This window comes from Novosphingobium sp. 9, assembly GCF_025340265.1.
Lineage (GTDB): Bacteria > Pseudomonadota > Alphaproteobacteria > Sphingomonadales > Sphingomonadaceae > Novosphingobium.
Window position 1 is genome coordinate 1,760,415 of sequence record NZ_CP022707.1, and the last position, 16,954, is coordinate 1,777,368.

Sequence of the window (16,954 nt, forward strand, 5' to 3'; positions counted from 1 at the left end):
GTCTATCTCGCTGAATTGTAAAGGGCGCCGGTCATGAGACCGGCGCCCTTTTTCATGCTCGTGGCGGCCTTGCTTGCTCGTGTCCGCGCCAATCAGTGGCAAGCGGATAGCAATCAGGCGACGGCGTGGAATTCGCGGGTTTCATTGTCCATCAGGTGCAGGACGCCATCGGAGATCGCGAAGAAGGCGCCGCGAATGCGCAGCTCGCCGCTGGCAGTCTTGCGCTGGACACAGGGGAAGGTCATCAGGTTGTCTAGGCTGACGCGCACGGCAGCCTGCTCCATCTCGCGCTCGGCAGGGCGACCGGTGGTGCCGTGCTTGGCCGCGACCGGTTCGCGCGCTTCGTCCAGCATGGCGATCCAGTTGGCGACGAAGCCGCCTTCACCCGGCTGGGTGCCGTGCAGTTCCTGCGTCAGTGCAGCCTTGCAGCCGCCGCACATGCCATGGCCCATGACGACCACTTCCTTGACCTTGAGCACCTGCACCGCGAATTCGAGTGCGGCCGACACACCGTGCAGTCCGGGCGTGGTCTCGAACGGCGGGACCAGCGCGGCAACGTTTCGCACGACGAAGATTTCGCCCGGATCGACGTCAAAGATCTGCGACGGATCGACTCGGCTGTCGGAGCAGGCGATAATCATCACCTCGGGCTGCTGCCCCTCGCTCAACTGCGCCCAGCGTTCGCGGTTCTGCGACCAGCCGGTGCTGCGGAAGCGGCGATAGCCGGCGATCAGCGTGTCGAGCACGCGGTTCTCTTCGGGGTTTGCGTTCTCAGCGGTCATGGTAGGGCTCCTTCACAATCTGCTCTCGCCTTAGTCCGGATATTCCTACTGGCAAGGGCGCGTGCATGAGACTATCTGGAGCCCATGAACGACCTCTCCAGCACGCCGCCTTCCGAAAATTCGCCGCAGCGCCAGCGCAAGCCGGACTGGATTCGCGTCAAGGCGCCGACCAGCAAGGGCTATGGCGAAACGCGCAAGCTGATGCGCGACCTCAGCCTGAATACGGTGTGCGAGGAGGCAGCCTGCCCGAATATCGGTGAGTGCTGGACCAAGAAGCACGCGACCGTGATGATTCTGGGTGACACCTGCACTCGCGCCTGCGCGTTCTGCAATGTGAAGACCGGTATGCCGGGGCGAGTCGATCCTGCCGAGCCTGAACACGTTGCAGAACTGGCGCTCAAGACCGGCCTGGAGCATATCGTCATTACCTCGGTCGATCGCGATGACTTGCCGGACGGTGGCGCGCACCAGTTCGTGAAGGTCATTCAGGCGCTGCGAGCCGCAACGCCGCAGACCACGATTGAAATTCTGACGCCGGATTTCCGCGGCAAGATGCGCCCCGCCATCGAGGCGATCGTGGCCGCCCGCCCTGACGTCTACAACCATAACCTCGAAACGGTTCCGCGCCTCTATCCGACGATCCGCCCCGGTGCGCGCTACTACGCATCGCTGCGGTTGCTGGAAGAGGTGAAGGCACACGATCCCTCGATCTTCACCAAGTCCGGCGTGATGCTTGGCCTCGGCGAAGAGCGTCTGGAAGTTCATCAGGTAATGGACGACATGCGCAGCGCCGACATCGACTTCCTGACCATGGGGCAATACCTGCGCCCGACCCCCAAGCATGCCGAGGTGAAGGAGTTCGTCACGCCCAAGGCATTCGATGCCTATGGCGCCATCGCCCGCGCCAAGGGCTTCCTGCAGGTCGCCTCTTCGCCGTTGACCCGTTCAAGCTATCACGCGGGCAAGGATTTCGCCGAGATGCGTGCTGCGCGTGAAGCGAAGCTGGCAAAGGCAGCAGCGGTCAAGTCGGGTGCGAAGGCGGCTGAGACGCGCTGATGCCCGGTATCCATGAGACGTATCGACTGCCTTATAGTGCCGAGCAGATGTTCGACCTCGTCGCGGACGTGGGGCGCTATCAGGAATTTCTCCCCTGGGTCGTCGCAACCCGCGTAAAATCGGACAGCGAGACCGAAATGGTCGCCGATATGCTGGTGGGCTTCAAGGCGCTGCGGGAGAAGTTCACGTCCAGAGTCGAGAAGGTCCGGGCGCAGGAACTCAAGGTTCATTACGTCGACGGCCCTATGCGTGATCTGGAAAATGTCTGGCGTTTTCACGCCGTTGACGAGAACGCGTGCGACGTTGAGTTCGATGTGCGCTTCACGTTCCGCAATGCCTTGTTCGAAAAGCTGGCGGGTCAGTATTTCGACAAGGCTTTCCGCAAGATGGTAGCGGCCTTCGAAGAGCGCGCGGTCGAACTCTACGGTGCGCCGCAGAACGGCTGACCTTTATCGCGGGGGCGCTGTAAAGCGCCCCTTCGCCGTACTCCTCAGTCGACAGTGATGCCGTCGTTTTCCGGCAGCAGGAGTTTCAGCGCGACTATCGCGGCCTGAAGGCGGATTTCGCTGCGATTCTTGCCGTTCATCAGCCGCTGTTCGGCGTTGATTTCCTCTTCCACCCGGTGCGCGCGAGAAAAGACCACGGTGCCGACGGGCTTGGCGTCCGAGCCGCCGTCGGGGCCGGCAATGCCGCTGATTGCGACAGCGACATCGGCGTCGCTGCGCTCGATTGCGCCTTGCGCCATCGCCCAGGCCACTGCGGGCGATACAGCGCCGACGGCATCGAGCAGATCCGGTGAAACGCCCAAAAGATCGGTCTTCGCTTCATTGGAGTAGGTCACGAACCCGCGATCGAGAACGGCGGACGATCCGGCGATCTCGGTAAGTGCCGCGCAGACAAGGCCGCCTGTGCAGCTTTCGGCGAGTGCGACGCGGCGTCCGGCCGCCTTGTTCTCGTCGATCACGCGCTGGGCGAGTTCAATCAGTTCGGAGGGAAGGAGAGTTGCCTGGGCCATGGGGATACCTGATGGTTGTCCTTGGAAGGTCTAAAGGGGCCTTTAGCCCCGGCAGAGAGTCAGTCCGCCGAAGGAGGCGGAAGTGGTCTGGCGATTTCGGGCGGTCATGTCGATAAATACGGCAAGCAGTCGGGCGGTGCTTTCGGGGGTAGCGGTGCCATCAAGCCTATCACGGTGTCGATGCGGCTGCACTGGTCAAGCGGAATGGCCTGCGCAACGAAGCCCTGAACGGTCACGCCCACAAGCTGTTGCTGTGTCGCTTCAGGTAAAGCCGCGAACAGGCCGGTGCCTTGATCGAGATGCCCGGATTTTGCGAATTTCAGAAAAGCTGCGCGTGCGGCGGGCCATACGGCAGCGCGCTGGCGGCTGTACCTTTGCGCCAGCGCGTTGCCGCCAGTCGGCAGAAAAGCGCCGGGCGGCAGTGCCTGCTGGCAACGTGCCGCAGTCCCGCTGATGACGTCGGGCAGGGCATATGTCATCAGCGAGGATGCTTCACTGCGTGTCAGGCAGGCGCTATCCGCCGCCTGTGCAGCATTGTTGGATGCCAGCGCACCTAGAGCAAGCGCGGCTGCAGCCCATTTCGAGGTGGCGAGGCTCATTGCAGTTGGCCTCATGAGCGTACCATGCACACGGCCGCCTGTGCGGCGATGCCTTCACTGCGCCCGGTAAAGCCCAGCTTTTCGGTCGTGGTGGCCTTCACGCTGATCAGAACCGGATCGACGTTCAGGATAGCTGCCAGTCGCTGGCGCATCGCTTCGCGGTGGGGGCCGATCTTGGGCGCTTCGCAAATGATGGTGAGATCTGCATTGCCGAGGCGATACCCGGCTTCGCCAGCAAGCTTTGCAGCATGGGCCAGGAACTGGTCAGAGGCAGCGCCGCGCCACTGCGGATCGGATGGCGGGAAGTGCTGACCAATATCGCCAGCCCCTACCGCGCCGAGCATCGCATCTACCAGCGCGTGAATGGCTACGTCGGCATCACTATGGCCTGAAAGGCCGTGAGTATGTTCGATCCGAATGCCTGCAAGCCACAGTTCCTCCCCTTCGACAAGGGCGTGCACGTCGTAGCCTGTCCCGACACGCATCAAGGGGGCTTCAGTCGCGAAATCGGCTGCATAAGTCAGCTTGTGCAGGGCTTCGTCTCCTTCGATCAGCGCTATGGTGAGGCCATTAGCCTGCGCGACTTGTGCATCATCGCTCGCGGTCAGTGGACCATCCCATTCGCGATGCGCCGACAGGATTTCAGCGAAACGAAAGGCTTGCGGTGTCTGTACGCGACGTAAATCTTCGCGGCGGGCTGGAGCGCCCATCACCGGCATGTCAGCGTCGATTTCGATATGGGTGAGGCTGTCCGGCACAGGCAGTACGGGAATTGCGCCTGGCTGACTGGCAAGAGCTTCGAGCAGACGTTCCAGCACTGGCATTGGCAGAGCAGGTCGGGCAGCATCATGGATCAGCACCTGGGAAGGGGCGTGCGAGGCCAGCGCTTCCAGTCCGCGTCGCACGGAATCCTGTCGGCTGTCGCCGCCATTGGTGAAGTGAACGCCTTCGAGCCCGGCAAGCGCGGATGTGGCGACGTGCTCTGTCCCCTCTGGGATGACCACCAGAACCGGCGTAATGCCGGCGCGAACGAGCGTTTCGACCGAATGGCGTATCACCGGTTTGCCGCGCCAGAGGGCGAACTGTTTAGGAAGCGGCTGACCGGCGCGCAGGCCCTGGCCTGCGGCTACGACGATAGCGCCAACCCCGCCAACCTTTTCGGGTGGTTGGACTGCATCCTGGGCAGATGTGGCAGGTGTAGGCGACATCGTCGTCGCCGGTAGTCTCTTGCCGTGAGAAGGGCAATGGATTATGCGCTGCCTGTTTTTTAGGCACGCTGGTTACAAAATGTCCAATTATCCGATTTCGCCCGAATTGAAGCCGATCATGGTCGGTCCGGTCCAGATCGACTGCCCGGTCGTGCTGGCGCCGATGACGGGCGTTTCGGACTTGCCGTTTCGTCGGATGGTGCGCGCGTTCGGTTCTGGCTTGAATGTCACCGAGATGATCGCGAGCCCAGCGGCGATTCGCGAAACGCGTGTGTCGTTGCAAAAGGCGATGTGGGACAAGGTCGAAGACCCGGTCTCGATGCAGTTGGTCGGCTGCGATCCCGAGCAGATGGCCGAGGCAGCGAAACTGGTCGAGGATCGCGGAGCGGCGATTATCGACATCAACATGGGGTGCCCGGTTCGTAAGGTCGTCAACGGCGATGCCGGTTCCGCGCTGATGCGTCAGGTTCCGCTCGCGACCAGACTGATCGAGGCAACCGTGAAGGCGGTAAAGGTGCCGGTGACGGTCAAGATGCGTATGGGGTGGTGCCATGACAGCCTGAACGCACCGGAACTCGCTCGTATTGCCGAGGATCTGGGCGCCAAGATGATTACCGTCCATGGGCGCACTCGTAACCAGATGTATAAAGGAAGCGCCGATTGGGCTTTCGTGCGCCGCGTGAAAGATGCGGTCTCGATCCCCGTGGTTGTCAATGGTGACATCTGCACGATCGCGGACGCAGCGCAGGCGCTGGAGCAGTCCGGGGCAGACGGCCTCATGATTGGGCGTGGTGCCTACGGTCGTCCGTGGTTTCTTGCTCAGGTCATGCAGTGGTGGCGTGGTCAGTCGGTTGACGCAGATCCGACTGTGGCAGAACAGTACGAGATCATTCGCCGTCACTATCAGGACATGCTCGACCACTATGGTGAAGACACCGGCGTCAAGATGGCGCGCAAGCATCTGGGTTGGTACATCAAGGGTGTTCGAGGCTCGGCGGAATTCCGGAACAAAGTGAACTTCATTCAGGACGCGGATGCCGTTCTGCGTGAGCTTGAAGCATTCTACGCTCCATATTGTGGGGGCAATGAGGTGGGTGAGCTGCCGGATGACTTGCGGGCTGCATGACGCCGCTGGTCCGTACGCCCTCGTTGCCTGAAGCGAGCCGGATGCTCGCCAGTCTGCCGCAGGCAGTGGTCCTGCTGGAGCCGGGCTTGCGGATCGCGTCGGTCAATCCGGCGGCCGAGCAATTCTTTGGTCAGTCGCAGCGCCGCCTTTCCGGGCAATCGCTGGATGCGGTGATGGAACTGACGGATCCGCGCCTTGCAGAGCGCTTGCTTGATTATGAAACGCCTCTGAGTGCGCGCGAGATCGCCGTCAATCTCAGGGGGCGGGGGCAGCGCCGGATAGACATAAATCTTGCGCCATTGGCGGACACGCCGGGCTGGCAGGTGCTGGCGCTGCACGACAACAGTCCGGCTGAAGCTCTTGGAGAGGATTCGGGAACTGCGGACAACGCCGTGTTGCGCGGTCCGGAAATTATTGCGCACGAGATCAAGAACCCTCTCGCAGGCATTCGCGGCGCGGCGCAACTGTTGGCCCGCAAGCTTGATGATCGCGACCGGGCGCTCACCGATCTGATCACCGGGGAGGTCGATCGAATTGCGACGTTGATCGAGCAGATGCAGAAATTAAGCCGACGCACGGTTGCGCCGGTGGAATCCTGCAATTTGCATATTTCCGCACGGCGTGCCGTCGATGTGATCGAAGCCGCCTGTGCCGGACGTGGTGAACCGCTAAAAATCGTTGAGGAATTCGACCCCTCCTTGCCATCGGTTCTCGGCAGCCCGGATGGCTTGGTGCAGGTCATCATCAACCTTCTGTCGAATGCGGTTGAAGCCTGCCGTGATGTATCGGGGGCTCGCGTAGCCATCAGATCCCGTTTCGCAAGCGGTTTGCAGCTTCACACGACCGATGCGGGAGTTCCGCTGCGCCTGCCGATTGAATTGCGGGTGACGGATAATGGTCCCGGCGTAGACGGATCCATGCGCGAACATATTTTCGAGCCGTTCGTAACGACGAAGAAGAGCGGGCAGGGATTGGGGCTTCCGCTTGTACGTAAGCTGATAAGAGACATGAATGGGCGTATCAGTCATGAGCGCGACGAAGATCGTGGTCTTACCCATTTCCGGGTCCATTTGCCGCTGGCACTGGATTTTTCAGGCGAGCACGTGAATCACGGAGTGTCCGGAAAGAAAGATCGATCATGAGTATTCTGCTCGTCGAGGACGACATGTCCATCGCCATGGTCATAACTGCGGCCCTTGAGGCCGAAGGATTGACGGTCACGCATTGCGCGACCCTTGCCGAGCGCGATCGCTTGCTGGTGTCGGATTGCTTCTCGGCGTTGGTGACAGATGTCATGCTGCCTGACGGTGACGGCATCGAGAGTTTGGCTCGTGTGCGAGAAGTGGCGTCTTCTCTTCCTGTTATCGTGCTTTCGGCGCAGAATACTCTTGATACGGCTGTTCGCGCCACTGACACGGGGGCTTTTGAGTATTTTCCCAAGCCGTTTGATATCGACGAACTCGCAAGAACGGTGCGGCAAGCTGCGGAAACATCCGTCGGCAGCATGCTGGGTGAGGACGAGCCGCTGGCCGAGGGGGTGCCGCTGGTAGGCCGCAGCCCGGCGATGCAGACCGTGTTCCGCATGATAACGCGCGTTCTGCGTAATGATCTGACGGTGCTGATCCTTGGTGAATCAGGTACGGGCAAGGAACTCGTCGCCGAAGCTATCCATCAGCTAGGTCATCGCCGGGAGGGGCCTTTTGTCGCCGTCAACACTGCGGCGATCCCTGCGGATCTGATCGAGAGCGAACTGTTCGGGCACGAAAAAGGGGCTTTCACCGGGGCGGTTTCGCGTCATGTCGGGAAGTTCGAACAGGCGGCCGGCGGCACGCTTTTTCTCGATGAGATTGGCGATATGCCGATGCAGGCACAGACACGGCTGCTCAGAGCATTGCAGTCCGGTTCGATTCGCCGGGTCGGCGGACGCGAGGAGGTGATTCTCGACGTGCGCATCATCGCTGCGACGAACAAGGATCTGGAACCCGAAATTGCGGCTGGCCGTTTCAGGGAGGACCTCTATTATCGTCTGAATGTCGTGCCGATCGTGACGCCGCCGTTACGTGAGCGACGGGATGACATCGATGTATTGGCGCGCCATTTCCTGCAATTGGCAGCTGGAGAAGGGTTGCCGCGCAGGCAGTTGACGACGCAGGCAATAGAACTGCTGCGCCAGCAGCCCTGGCGGGGTAACGTCCGTGAGTTGAAGAACTTCATCTATCGTCTTGCGCTGTTGGCGCGCGAAGACCTGGTGGACGTTGATGGGCTTGCGCCGTTATTGACGCAAGAGGCAGCGCAATCCGCGAACGGGGACCCTGGCGCACTTGGCATTGATGATGCTGTGTATCTGTGGTTGACTCAGGAGCAGCCGACAGCAGGGACAATTTATGTCCGTGCCATGGCAGCCTTCGAACGGCCCTTATTCGCACAAGTGTTACGTGAGACCGGCGGCAACCAACTGCGTGCGGCAAGCGCACTCGGTATAAATCGCAATACATTGCGCAAGCGCCTCGGCGAGTTGGCTCTGGATCCGGAGGAGTTTGTCCGTCGTCCCTGATGCGCGGGCTACGGATTTTCTCTTGCCGTTAAGCAACAGCAGTGTTGTATGATGGCAACGATGGATGAGCTTACCGTTCATAAACGCGCCTGGCCGCGCTGGTGGCGACGAATGCAAGTCGTAGCCCGACGCGCAAACCTGTTCGCCGTGATTGCCGTGATCGCAATTGTCGCCTTCCTGGTGATGACAGCGACCACTTGGTACGCGCTCACGTCCAATGCCGATAACGGCAAGTTGCTGCCGTCCGATCTTACGGCGAGCCTGCTGGTCGGGACGCTCGTTCCGGCGTTGACGATTCTGGTGCTGTTCGGGCGCCGCATGGCGCTTCGCCGTGCGCAGGAGAGTATCGGCGGCACCGGTTTGATGCACGTTCGGCTGGTCTTCTTGTTTTCGTTGATATCTGCCATCCCGACGCTGCTTGTGGTAGTGTTCGCGTCATGGCTGTTCCAGTCCGGCGTGGAATTCTGGTTCTCTGACAGTTCACGCGGCCTTTTGGAGAATGCCAACAAACTGGCCTTGGGATATTACGACCAGGCACGGCGCGATGTTGGGTATCAAACGGTTGCGATGGCGCAGGATACGCGCATCATGCTGAACGAGAACGCGGTTGCCAGTCCCACTTTTCAGGCGTTTCTGGCTGATGCGGTGCTGCGCCGTAATCTGTCGATGGCTGCCATTGTTCAGGTTGATGCCGATGGCAAACAGCGAACCCCGATCATCGTCGATCCTGACAGGAAAGGGCAGGAGCAGCGGATCACCAAGGATGAGCTTGCCCAGCTTGACAGGGGCGAGCCTATGGCGACGGCATCTAACGCAAACCGGATCGTTGCGGTTGCCCCGATCGAGCGTGAGCGTGGCATCTATCTATATACAGCCCGCGCATCTGATCTTCTGGCGCTCAGTCAGGGGCAGCGCGCAGAGAACATCGTGCAGGCTTACGAGGTTCTGACTAATCGCGCCCGAGTGCTCCAGTTGCGGTTCAATGTCGCGCTGTTCATTGCCTCGCTGGTTTTGGTTGGGCTTTCAATATGGTTTGCGCTGCGATTTGCTGACCGGCAGGTCAAACCACTCTACGAACTGGTCGATGCTGCACGACGGGTCGGTGCAGGTAACTATGCCTTGCGGCTTGAAGGGCGCACGGGGGCAGACGAGATCGGGCTGCTTAATCGGGCATTCAATCGCATGACCGCGCAGATCGACAAGCAGACGCAGGATCTCCTGAGCGCGAACCGTGAGCTGCACGAGCGTAGCGTGTTTATCGAAGCGGTGCTCGAATCGGTGACATCGGGCATTGTCTCGCTCGATGCGGCAGGGGAAGTCCTGCTGATGAACTCGATGGCGCAGAAGTTGCTGAGTCAACCGGGGGCTGAGGTTGAATTCGTGGGGCGGCACCTTGCTGAAGTGGCTCCGCAGATCGCCGCTGTTGTGGAACAGGGGAACGCCGGGGGACTGGTTCAATACAGTCGAGGCGGGGATCTGCTTACGCTGGCAGTGAAGACCAGTCGCGATGTGACCGGCCATGTCATCACCTTTGAAGATATCACGCGACAATTGCTGGATCAGCGCACGGCCGCCTGGTCGGATGTCGCGAGACGCATCGCGCATGAAATCAAGAATCCGCTAACGCCTATACAGTTGGCGACAGAGCGTTTGAGCCGCCGTTATCGTAAGCAGATCACCGATAATCCGGAATTGTTCGAGGACCTGACCCGAACGATCATTCGTCAGGTCGGCGATTTGCGGAAAATGGTCGATGAGTTCTCCTCTTTCGCGCGATTGCCGAAGCCCGTTTTTCGCGCTGAAGACCCGGTCGCCCTAACCCGGCAGGCCTTGTTTCTCCAGGAAATTGCGCGCCCCGATATCGAGTTCGAGTTCGCCAGCGATTCAGAACTTGGCTCGATCGATTGTGATCGGCATCAATTCGGGCAGGCCATGACCAATGTTCTCAAGAATGCGGTTGAGGCTATCGAGGCAAAGGCAGCGCAGATCGGTGAGGGATATCGCGGCCTGATTGCAGTTGCCGTCGATGGTCTTCCAGGCTCTGCCCGTGTCCGTATTCGTGACAACGGCATTGGCCTTTCGCAGGATCGCGAACGGATCATCGAGCCATATGTCACTACGCGGGAAAAGGGCACCGGCCTTGGTCTCGCTATCGTCAACAAGATTATCGAGGAGCACGGTGGGGAGATGACCTTCCTGCCTGCGGTGGGCGGAGGCACTGAAGTGGTGATGCGCTTCGCGACCGATCCGCTTCTCGCCACTCGCAAGCCGGAGGCCATCGACGTATGATCTCCCTCGCTCATGCCTTTCCCCCCAAGCACATCGAGAAATTCCCCCATGGCTCTTGATATCCTGATCGTCGACGACGAGCGCGACATCCGCGAGCTGGTCGCTGGCGTCCTGAGTGACGAAGGTTACGAATGCCGTACCGCAGGCGACAGCGTCGCGGCATTGGCGGCCGTTGATGCACGCCGTCCGTCACTGGTTCTGCTCGACGTATGGCTTCACGGCAGTCCAATGGACGGGCTCGAAATCCTTGATGCGATCAAGGCGCGGGAGCCTGAGTTGCCGGTCATCATTTTCTCTGGGCATGGCAACATCGACACCGCAGTCGCTGCGATCAGCCGTGGTGCGATGGATTTCATCGAAAAACCGTTCGAGGCTGAGCGCCTTTTGCACCTTGTCGGGCGTGCGACCGAGACTGAGCGCCTAAGGCGCGAGAACCAGCAACTGCGGCAGGATTATTCCGGCAACGAGGAATTTACCGGCTCCAGCAGTGCGATCAATCAGGTGCGAGCCACGCTGAAGCGGGTAGCGAACACCGGAAGCCGGCTGCTGATCACCGGACCTGCCGGCTCGGGCAAGGAAGTGGCTGCACGCATTCTCCATGCGTGGTCGCCGCGAGCTAACAATGCCTTTGTGAGCGTCAATTCCGCGCGGATTACGCCTGAGCGTTTCGAGCAGGAGTTGTTTGGGGAGGAGGCTGATGGCGCGCTTATTCGGCCTGGTCTTCTTGAAATGGCCGATGGTGGAACACTTTATTTCGATGAAGTGGCCGATATGCCGCTCTCTACTCAGGCGCGAATCCTGAGGGTGCTGACGGATCAGGCGTTTGTGCGCGTGGGTGGAACGCGGCAGATACGCGTCGATGTTCGGGTGGTCTCCTCAACCTCACGCGATCTGGAGAAGGAGATAGCCGAGCGGCGGTTCCGCGAAGATCTATTCTATCGTCTGAACGTCGTGCCAATCGCTATCCCCGCCTTGCGTGAGCGGCGCGAAGATGTTCCGGCACTCATCGATCACTTCTTCGCGCGCTATGCCAGCGAGCAGGGCGTCATCCCGCCGCTTGTAAGCGCTGAGGCGATGACGGCGCTTCAGGCGTATGAGTGGCCCGGCAACGTTCGGCAGTTGCGCAATGTCGTTGAGCGGACAGTTATTATGGCGCCGCGGGAAAAGCTGGAGGAAATCTCCGCTGACATGTTGCCGCCGGAGATTTTCAGTACTCGCAGTCAGGGCGATTCAGGTATGTCAGTCATGATGAGCGCTCCCTTGCGCGAGGCTCGAGAAAGCTTCGAGCGCGAGTATCTTAAGGTGCAGATCCGCCGATTTTCGGGGAATATCTCGCGTACAGCGTCTTTTATCGGCATGGAGCGTTCAGCCTTGCATCGAAAGCTCAAGCTGTTGGGTATGTCCGAAAGGCGGGAGGGCGAACTGGAAGGCGATGAAGAAGGCCCGGTCGAGACGTAACCGCCTGGGACAATTTTACCCGTTTACTGCATTGCAGCAAGGAGGTAGCTTTTCGCCTCCAACGGTCCAAGTGGGTAGCACGGGCCAGATTGCGGACCGCATAGGCGGCTGCCAAAAAGAAGGAGAATGACGAGATGGCTGGTCGTACGCTGACAGCACGTCCGAAATCCGAGCCTGCAGCGCAGGAAGCGACTGCCGCCGCGCCGGCTGCAGCAACCCCGGTAAGCGCCGGATCGTCTGCTGGCAAAGGGCAAAATCTTCAGGACCAGTTCCTGAACCTGCTGCGTAAGAACAAGACACCTGTCACGATGTTCCTTGTCAAGGGTGTGAAGCTCCAGGGTATCGTGACCTGGTTCGACAATTTCTCGATCCTGCTTCGCCGTGACGGACAGTCGCAGCTGGTTTACAAGCATGCGATCTCGACGATCATGCCTTCGACTCCGGTCGATGTGAACCAGTTCGGTGGTCCGGAAAGCGCCAAGAAAACGCGCGTGCTTCAGGATGTGTTCCTGTCCAGCATTCGCAGTGCGAGCGTGCAGGTGACCATGTTTCTCATCAACGGCGTCATGCTTCAGGGGCGCGTTGCCGCGTATGACCTGTTCTGCATGCTGCTGGAGCGCGAGGGCTACGTTCAGCTGGCTTACAAGCATGCTGTATCGACCATCCAGCCGGTTACACCGGTCGATCTGCAGGCGCACGAAGAAGCGCAGGACGACTGAACTGGCATTTCAGAAAAAAGCTGACCGGCATTGACAGATGAATTGAAGGGCGAGGTCACGCGTGGCGCGCGTGTCCTCGTGGCCTATCCGCAAATGCGCGGGCCGCGTGGCCCTGTGAGCGATCTCGACACCGAAGCGCGCCTAGAAGAAGCGCGTGGCCTTGCGCTGGCGATCGGCCTGGAAGTCGTCGAAGCGATGGCAATCCCGATCCGAGAACCGCGTGCGGGCACGCTCTTTGGCGAAGGGCAGATTCAGAATATTTCTGCAGCCTGCCAATTGAATGAGGCTGAGCTGATTATCGTTGATGGTGCGTTGTCGGCCATTCAGCAGCGCAATCTTGAGGAGAAGCTCAAGCGCAAGGTCATCGATCGTACCGGGCTTATTCTGGAGATTTTCGGTGAGCGCGCGGCGACGGCGGAAGGCCGCCTCCAGGTAGAACTCGCGCATCTCGATTATCAGGCGGGGCGTCTTGTGCGCAGTTGGACGCACCTTGAACGCCAGCGCGGTGGTTTCGGGTTCCTTGGTGGTCCAGGTGAAACCCAGATCGAGGCGGATCGCCGCATGATCCGTGATCGCATGGCGAAGATCCGCCGCGAGCTGGAGCAAGTGCGCCGTACGCGGGGGCTGCACAGGGATCGTCGTGAGAAGGCTCCCTGGCCGATTGTCGCGCTTGTCGGTTATACCAATGCGGGTAAGTCCACGCTATTCAATCATCTGACCGGCGCAGAGGTGATGGCGCAGGATCTGCTCTTTGCGACGCTCGACCCGACAATGCGGGCGGTGCGCCTGCCAGCGGTAGAAAAGGCGATCCTGTCGGATACGGTAGGGTTCATTTCCGATCTTCCGACGCAGCTGGTTGCCGCCTTCCGTGCAACGCTGGAGGAAGTGACCGCGGCTGACGTCATTCTGCATGTGCGCGATATCGCCAATCCCGATACTGACGCACAGAAACGGCAGGTGCTCGATGTGCTGGCTGATCTTGGTGTGTTACCTGACGAGGATAGTAACATTGACGGGGCGATCCCGATTATCGAGGTCTGGAACAAGTGGGATTTGCTGAGCCCCGAACGCGTAGCTGAACTGGAAGATGCGGTTGAGCATCGCCCCGATGAAACCATCGTTCCGCTATCGGCGCTGACTGGAGAGGGCTGTGACAGGCTGCTCGATGTGGTTGGTCACAGGCTTACAGTGGATGCGAAAGTCTATACATTCCTGATTTCGGCAGGTGACGGACAGCGCCTTGCTTATTTGCATGCGCGCGGGCAAGTCCTAAGCGAGACCGATGGAGGCGAAGGGCCTGAAGGCCCCATGCTCCGTATCGAAGTGCGTCTGACAGAGCGCGAGTTAGGCCGTTACCGTTCGCTCTGATCGTTTGACGGCCTGCCAATACTGCTCTTGTTCGTCCAGAGTGAGTATGGCGAAGTCATGGCCGTCCTCGCTGGCGAACTGTTCCATCGAGCGAAAGCGCCGCTCAAACTTGGCATTGGCCGCACGCAAGGCGTCTTCCGGGGCAATACCGTTGAGGCGCACGAGATTGACGGCTGCAAACAGCAGGTCTCCAGCCTCTTCCAGCTTTTCTTCAGGAGAGGCCTCGGCCAGTTCGGCGACTTCTTCAGCAACTTTGGCCGCCGCGCTGTGGGGTTCGGGCCAGTCGAAGCCCACGCGTGCCGCACGCTTCTGCAGCTTTTCTGCACGCATCAGGGCAGGGAGGGTCACGGCAACGCCATCAATCGCGCTGGTTTCTCCCTTTGCTTCCCTTTCGGATGCTTTGATCTCTTCCCAGCGCCGATGTATGCCTTCAACATCGAGCTGGTCGTTCACGTCACCGAAAATATGTGGGTGGCGGCGTTCCATCTTGTGTGAAATCGCGGCGGCAACGTCAGCGAAAGCGAATGCGCCGCGTTCTTCCGCCATGCGTGCATGGAAGACGACCTGAAACAAGAGGTCTCCCAGTTCGTCACGCAGTGAAATGAGGTCGTCATGAGCGATGGCTTCGGCGACTTCGTAAGCTTCTTCTATTGTGTAAGGTGCAATCGTCGCGAATGTCTGTTCGCGGTCCCACTCGCATCCGGTCTCGGGATGGCGCAGGCGGACCATGATGGCCAGTAGACGAGCGAGTTCCTGATCCGGTGTACGGTTCGTCGCGGCCATCGGGAAACTCCGGTTGAGATGTGAACAGGAAACCAGGCTACCCGTCCAGATGCCTATGAGCAACGTGTGCGATACTGTTGCGCACAGGAAGCGGTTGACGGCGCGTGGCGATGCTCTAGATCAAGTGGAATTATGGGTCATCGTCCCGCAAAGTGGGATGGTATAAGATAATGGCACCACGCATATGGCTACCGCTACCGAAGACAAGCCCGAAATCGAAGTGAAGGGCACGCAGACGCTGATGCGTGCGCTTGATATTCTCGATGAAGTGATTGATGGTCCGATCCGCGCCGTTGATCTGGCACGTAAGCTGGGAATGAGCAAGACGACGGCGCATCGCCTCGTTCATGCTCTGAAATCCCGCGGCTATCTTTCGGTGACGCGCGAGGGTTTCGGGCTGGGGCCGAAACTGCTTGAACTTGGCGTGATGGCAACCGAACAGATTGACTATGTACAGGTTGCGCGCCCGTTCATGGAGCGCTTGTCCGAGGAGACGGGATTCTGCGTTTTCGTGGGCAAGCGCGAAGGCGACTGGTCTCGACATCTCGATCGCGTGACCGGCCGTCAGCGCCTTCGTGTTGCCACCGCGCCGGGGGATCGCCGTCCGATTGCCGAGACGGGGCTCGGCAAGGCGCTGCTGTTTGACGAGGATGAAGCGACTTGGGAAGCGCTCTACCGTCAGGCGAACGATGGCAAAATCTCATCCGCACGGCTGAAGGCGTGGATGGAGACTATGCGAAGGCACCACGCCCGTGGGTATGTCTTTCACGATAGCGAACTGGGCGACGGCGTGCGATCGATCGCAGTACCAGTGCGCGATGCTAAGAAGGAGGTCGCGATCGCGATTTCCATTGCCAGTGCCGCGCATTATCTTACCGACGATATCGCTGATGCGCTGATTGCCAAGGTGGTGAAGACGGCGGCCGAAATCAGCGAGGCGGTGGGGTTCCGGGTTCGCTGATCGTGGCGCTACTAGCGCCGGACGTCGAGACTGCCTTCCATAAAGGCCATGAGATCCTTGATTCCGAACAGGCTCGCGTCTCCGGGGAGGCTGTGCTTGAGCGCAGCTACCGCAAGGCCGCTGCGAGCGATGTTTTCGAGATCGTCCGGGGCGGCTGAAAGCAGGCCGTGAAGCACACCCGTCGCGAAAGCGTCGCCGCCGCCAATCCTGTCGATGATTCCCGTTATCGACAGTTCCTCGGTCTGGACATGCTGTGTCGGCGTATCGAGACGCGCCGCCAGTCGGTGGTGGTCCGCATCAATGAGGTGTCGCGCCGTGGAGGCGATCATCGAGAGGTTCGGGAAAGTCTTGAAAGCGGCAAGAGCGGCGTCGCGGCGACGCTCGGGGCCGTCGCCGGAGAAAGTCTGGCCCAGCAGCAGCGAGATATCGCGATGGTTGCCGAACAACACGTCGGCCTGGCTGACCAGTTCGGTCAGCGTTGTGCGCGGGTCGCTGTCCCAGGCTTCCCATAGCCGAGCACGGTAATTGCCGTCGAAGATCACTTTCATGCCTTTGGCGTGCGCGGCCTTGGCTGCGGTGATTGCTGCCTGAGCAGGGCCAGCGCCCAGCGCTGGCGTGATGCCTGACAGGTGTAACCAGTCCATGCCATCCAGCAGGGCATCCCAATCCCAGCTTTCCGGGGCGGCGCATGCAAAGACGCTGTTTGCCCGGTCATAGACAATTTCGGATGACCGCAGGCTTGCACCGGGCGTCAGGAAGTAGAGGCCCATACGCCCCGGCTCTCGCCGAAGGCCTTCACAGTTCACGCCGGCACCGCGCAAGGCTGCGAGCGCGGTATCGCCGAGGCCGTCATCCGGAATCAGGCCGATCATACTGGTGGAATGCCCCAGACTGGCAAGGCCGATCGCGACATTGGCCTCTGCCCCACCGACATGCAGGTCAAGGCTGGTCGCGGTACGCAGCAACGTCCGTCCCGGAGGCGAAAGGCGGCAGAGAAGCTCACCAAAGCAGGCGATGCGAGTCATCGTAACGGTAT

The 16,954-nt window shown here is 60.1% G+C and carries 16 protein-coding genes; 10 read left to right on the forward strand and 6 right to left on the reverse strand.

What is annotated here, in order from left to right:
- Nucleotides 1–113: 113 nt before the first annotated feature.
- The gene (locus CI805_RS08800; RefSeq protein WP_260922074.1) at nt 114–782 is read right to left on the reverse strand and encodes a carbonic anhydrase; all 669 of its coding nucleotides are present in this window, start codon (nt 780–782) and stop codon (nt 114–116) included.
- An 84-nt stretch (nt 783–866) separates the two neighbouring features.
- Between CI805_RS08800 and lipA the strand changes: the two genes are divergently transcribed.
- Complete coding sequence (gene lipA, locus CI805_RS08805) at nt 867–1,838, forward strand: lipoyl synthase (protein WP_260922087.1); 972 nt, start codon at nt 867–869, stop codon at nt 1,836–1,838.
- Nucleotides 1,838–2,284, forward strand: coding sequence for a type II toxin-antitoxin system RatA family toxin (locus tag CI805_RS08810; RefSeq protein ID WP_260922088.1), 447 nt, complete (start codon nt 1,838–1,840; stop codon nt 2,282–2,284). Before lipA ends, CI805_RS08810 begins: the two co-directional genes overlap by 1 nt.
- A gap of 44 nt (nt 2,285–2,328) precedes the next feature.
- Here the strand turns inward: CI805_RS08810 and CI805_RS08815 are convergent, their stop codons facing one another.
- From CI805_RS08815 to CI805_RS08825, 3 genes are all read right to left on the reverse strand, one after another.
- Nucleotides 2,329–2,853 carry a CinA family protein gene (locus CI805_RS08815; protein WP_260922098.1) on the reverse strand — a complete coding sequence of 175 codons (525 nt, stop codon included), beginning with the start codon at nt 2,851–2,853 and terminating at the stop codon, nt 2,329–2,331.
- A gap of 104 nt (nt 2,854–2,957) precedes the next feature.
- Nucleotides 2,958–3,452: a hypothetical protein gene (locus tag CI805_RS08820; RefSeq protein ID WP_260922101.1), complete on the reverse strand. Its 495-nt coding sequence runs from the start codon at nt 3,450–3,452 to the stop codon at nt 2,958–2,960.
- A gap of 11 nt (nt 3,453–3,463) precedes the next feature.
- Nucleotides 3,464–4,660: a bifunctional 2-C-methyl-D-erythritol 4-phosphate cytidylyltransferase/2-C-methyl-D-erythritol 2,4-cyclodiphosphate synthase gene (locus CI805_RS08825; protein WP_260922104.1), complete on the reverse strand. Its 1,197-nt coding sequence runs from the start codon at nt 4,658–4,660 to the stop codon at nt 3,464–3,466.
- A 79-nt stretch (nt 4,661–4,739) separates the two neighbouring features.
- Between CI805_RS08825 and dusB the strand changes: the two genes are divergently transcribed.
- The 7 genes from dusB to hflX all read left to right on the forward strand — a co-directional run bounded on the left by dusB (nt 4,740) and on the right by hflX (nt 14,174).
- A complete protein-coding gene (gene dusB, locus CI805_RS08830; RefSeq protein WP_260927888.1) occupies nt 4,740–5,786 on the forward strand; it encodes a tRNA dihydrouridine synthase DusB in 1,047 nt (348 codons plus the stop codon).
- Nucleotides 5,783–6,928 (forward strand): two-component system sensor histidine kinase NtrB, encoded by a 1,146-nt coding sequence (locus tag CI805_RS08835; protein ID WP_260922106.1) that lies wholly within the window; start codon nt 5,783–5,785, stop codon nt 6,926–6,928. Before dusB ends, CI805_RS08835 begins: the two co-directional genes overlap by 4 nt.
- Nucleotides 6,925–8,340, forward strand: coding sequence for a sigma-54-dependent transcriptional regulator (locus CI805_RS08840; protein ID WP_260922109.1), 1,416 nt, complete (start codon nt 6,925–6,927; stop codon nt 8,338–8,340). The genes CI805_RS08835 and CI805_RS08840 overlap by 4 nt, the downstream gene beginning before the upstream one ends.
- Before the next feature lie 111 nt (nt 8,341–8,451).
- Complete coding sequence (locus tag CI805_RS08845; RefSeq protein ID WP_260927890.1) at nt 8,452–10,629, forward strand: ATP-binding protein; 2,178 nt, start codon at nt 8,452–8,454, stop codon at nt 10,627–10,629.
- Between the two features lie 48 nt (nt 10,630–10,677).
- Nucleotides 10,678–12,087 carry a sigma-54-dependent transcriptional regulator gene (locus CI805_RS08850; RefSeq protein WP_260922111.1) on the forward strand — a complete coding sequence of 470 codons (1,410 nt, stop codon included), beginning with the start codon at nt 10,678–10,680 and terminating at the stop codon, nt 12,085–12,087.
- 134 nt (nt 12,088–12,221) lie between these two features.
- Nucleotides 12,222–12,806 (forward strand): RNA chaperone Hfq, encoded by a 585-nt coding sequence (gene hfq, locus CI805_RS08855; RefSeq protein WP_260922114.1) that lies wholly within the window; start codon nt 12,222–12,224, stop codon nt 12,804–12,806.
- Nucleotides 12,807–12,836: 30 nt separating this feature from the next.
- Nucleotides 12,837–14,174, forward strand: coding sequence for a GTPase HflX (gene hflX / locus CI805_RS08860; RefSeq protein ID WP_260922131.1), 1,338 nt, complete (start codon nt 12,837–12,839; stop codon nt 14,172–14,174).
- Here the strand turns inward: hflX and mazG are convergent.
- Nucleotides 14,151–14,957, reverse strand: a complete 807-nt coding sequence (gene mazG / locus CI805_RS08865; RefSeq protein WP_260922134.1) for a nucleoside triphosphate pyrophosphohydrolase — start codon at nt 14,955–14,957, stop codon at nt 14,151–14,153. The two genes, hflX and mazG, sit on opposite strands and share 24 nt — an antisense overlap.
- Before the next feature lie 184 nt (nt 14,958–15,141).
- On the opposite strand from mazG, the gene CI805_RS08870 reads away from it, so the two are divergent.
- Nucleotides 15,142–15,918 (forward strand): IclR family transcriptional regulator, encoded by a 777-nt coding sequence (locus CI805_RS08870; RefSeq protein WP_260922137.1) that lies wholly within the window; start codon nt 15,142–15,144, stop codon nt 15,916–15,918.
- Between the two features lie 11 nt (nt 15,919–15,929).
- Here CI805_RS08870 and CI805_RS08875 read toward each other — a convergent pair whose 3' ends face one another.
- Nucleotides 15,930–16,943: a sugar kinase gene (locus CI805_RS08875; RefSeq protein ID WP_260922139.1), complete on the reverse strand. Its 1,014-nt coding sequence runs from the start codon at nt 16,941–16,943 to the stop codon at nt 15,930–15,932.
- Nucleotides 16,944–16,954: the final 11 nt, after the last annotated feature.

Bases quoted from the DNA above. Each gene is read 5' to 3' on its own strand.
- CI805_RS08800 (WP_260922074.1), bottom strand. From the start codon at position 782: ATGACCGCTGAGAACGCAAACCCCGAAGAGAACCGCGTGCTCGACACG.
- lipA (WP_260922087.1), top strand. From the start codon at position 867: ATGAACGACCTCTCCAGCACGCCGCCTTCCGAAAATTCGCCGCAGCGC.
- CI805_RS08810 (WP_260922088.1), top strand. From the start codon at position 1,838: ATGCCCGGTATCCATGAGACGTATCGACTGCCTTATAGTGCCGAGCAG.
- CI805_RS08815 (WP_260922098.1), bottom strand. From the start codon at position 2,853: ATGGCCCAGGCAACTCTCCTTCCCTCCGAACTGATTGAACTCGCCCAG.
- CI805_RS08820 (WP_260922101.1), bottom strand. From the start codon at position 3,452: ATGAGCCTCGCCACCTCGAAATGGGCTGCAGCCGCGCTTGCTCTAGGT.
- CI805_RS08825 (WP_260922104.1), bottom strand. From the start codon at position 4,660: ATGTCGCCTACACCTGCCACATCTGCCCAGGATGCAGTCCAACCACCC.
- dusB (WP_260927888.1), top strand. From the start codon at position 4,740: ATGTCCAATTATCCGATTTCGCCCGAATTGAAGCCGATCATGGTCGGT.
- CI805_RS08835 (WP_260922106.1), top strand. From the start codon at position 5,783: ATGACGCCGCTGGTCCGTACGCCCTCGTTGCCTGAAGCGAGCCGGATG.
- CI805_RS08840 (WP_260922109.1), top strand. From the start codon at position 6,925: ATGAGTATTCTGCTCGTCGAGGACGACATGTCCATCGCCATGGTCATA.
- CI805_RS08845 (WP_260927890.1), top strand. From the start codon at position 8,452: ATGCAAGTCGTAGCCCGACGCGCAAACCTGTTCGCCGTGATTGCCGTG.
- CI805_RS08850 (WP_260922111.1), top strand. From the start codon at position 10,678: ATGGCTCTTGATATCCTGATCGTCGACGACGAGCGCGACATCCGCGAG.
- hfq (WP_260922114.1), top strand. From the start codon at position 12,222: ATGGCTGGTCGTACGCTGACAGCACGTCCGAAATCCGAGCCTGCAGCG.
- mazG (WP_260922134.1), bottom strand. From the start codon at position 14,957: ATGGCCGCGACGAACCGTACACCGGATCAGGAACTCGCTCGTCTACTG.
- CI805_RS08870 (WP_260922137.1), top strand. From the start codon at position 15,142: ATGGCTACCGCTACCGAAGACAAGCCCGAAATCGAAGTGAAGGGCACG.
- CI805_RS08875 (WP_260922139.1), bottom strand. From the start codon at position 16,943: ATGACTCGCATCGCCTGCTTTGGTGAGCTTCTCTGCCGCCTTTCGCCT.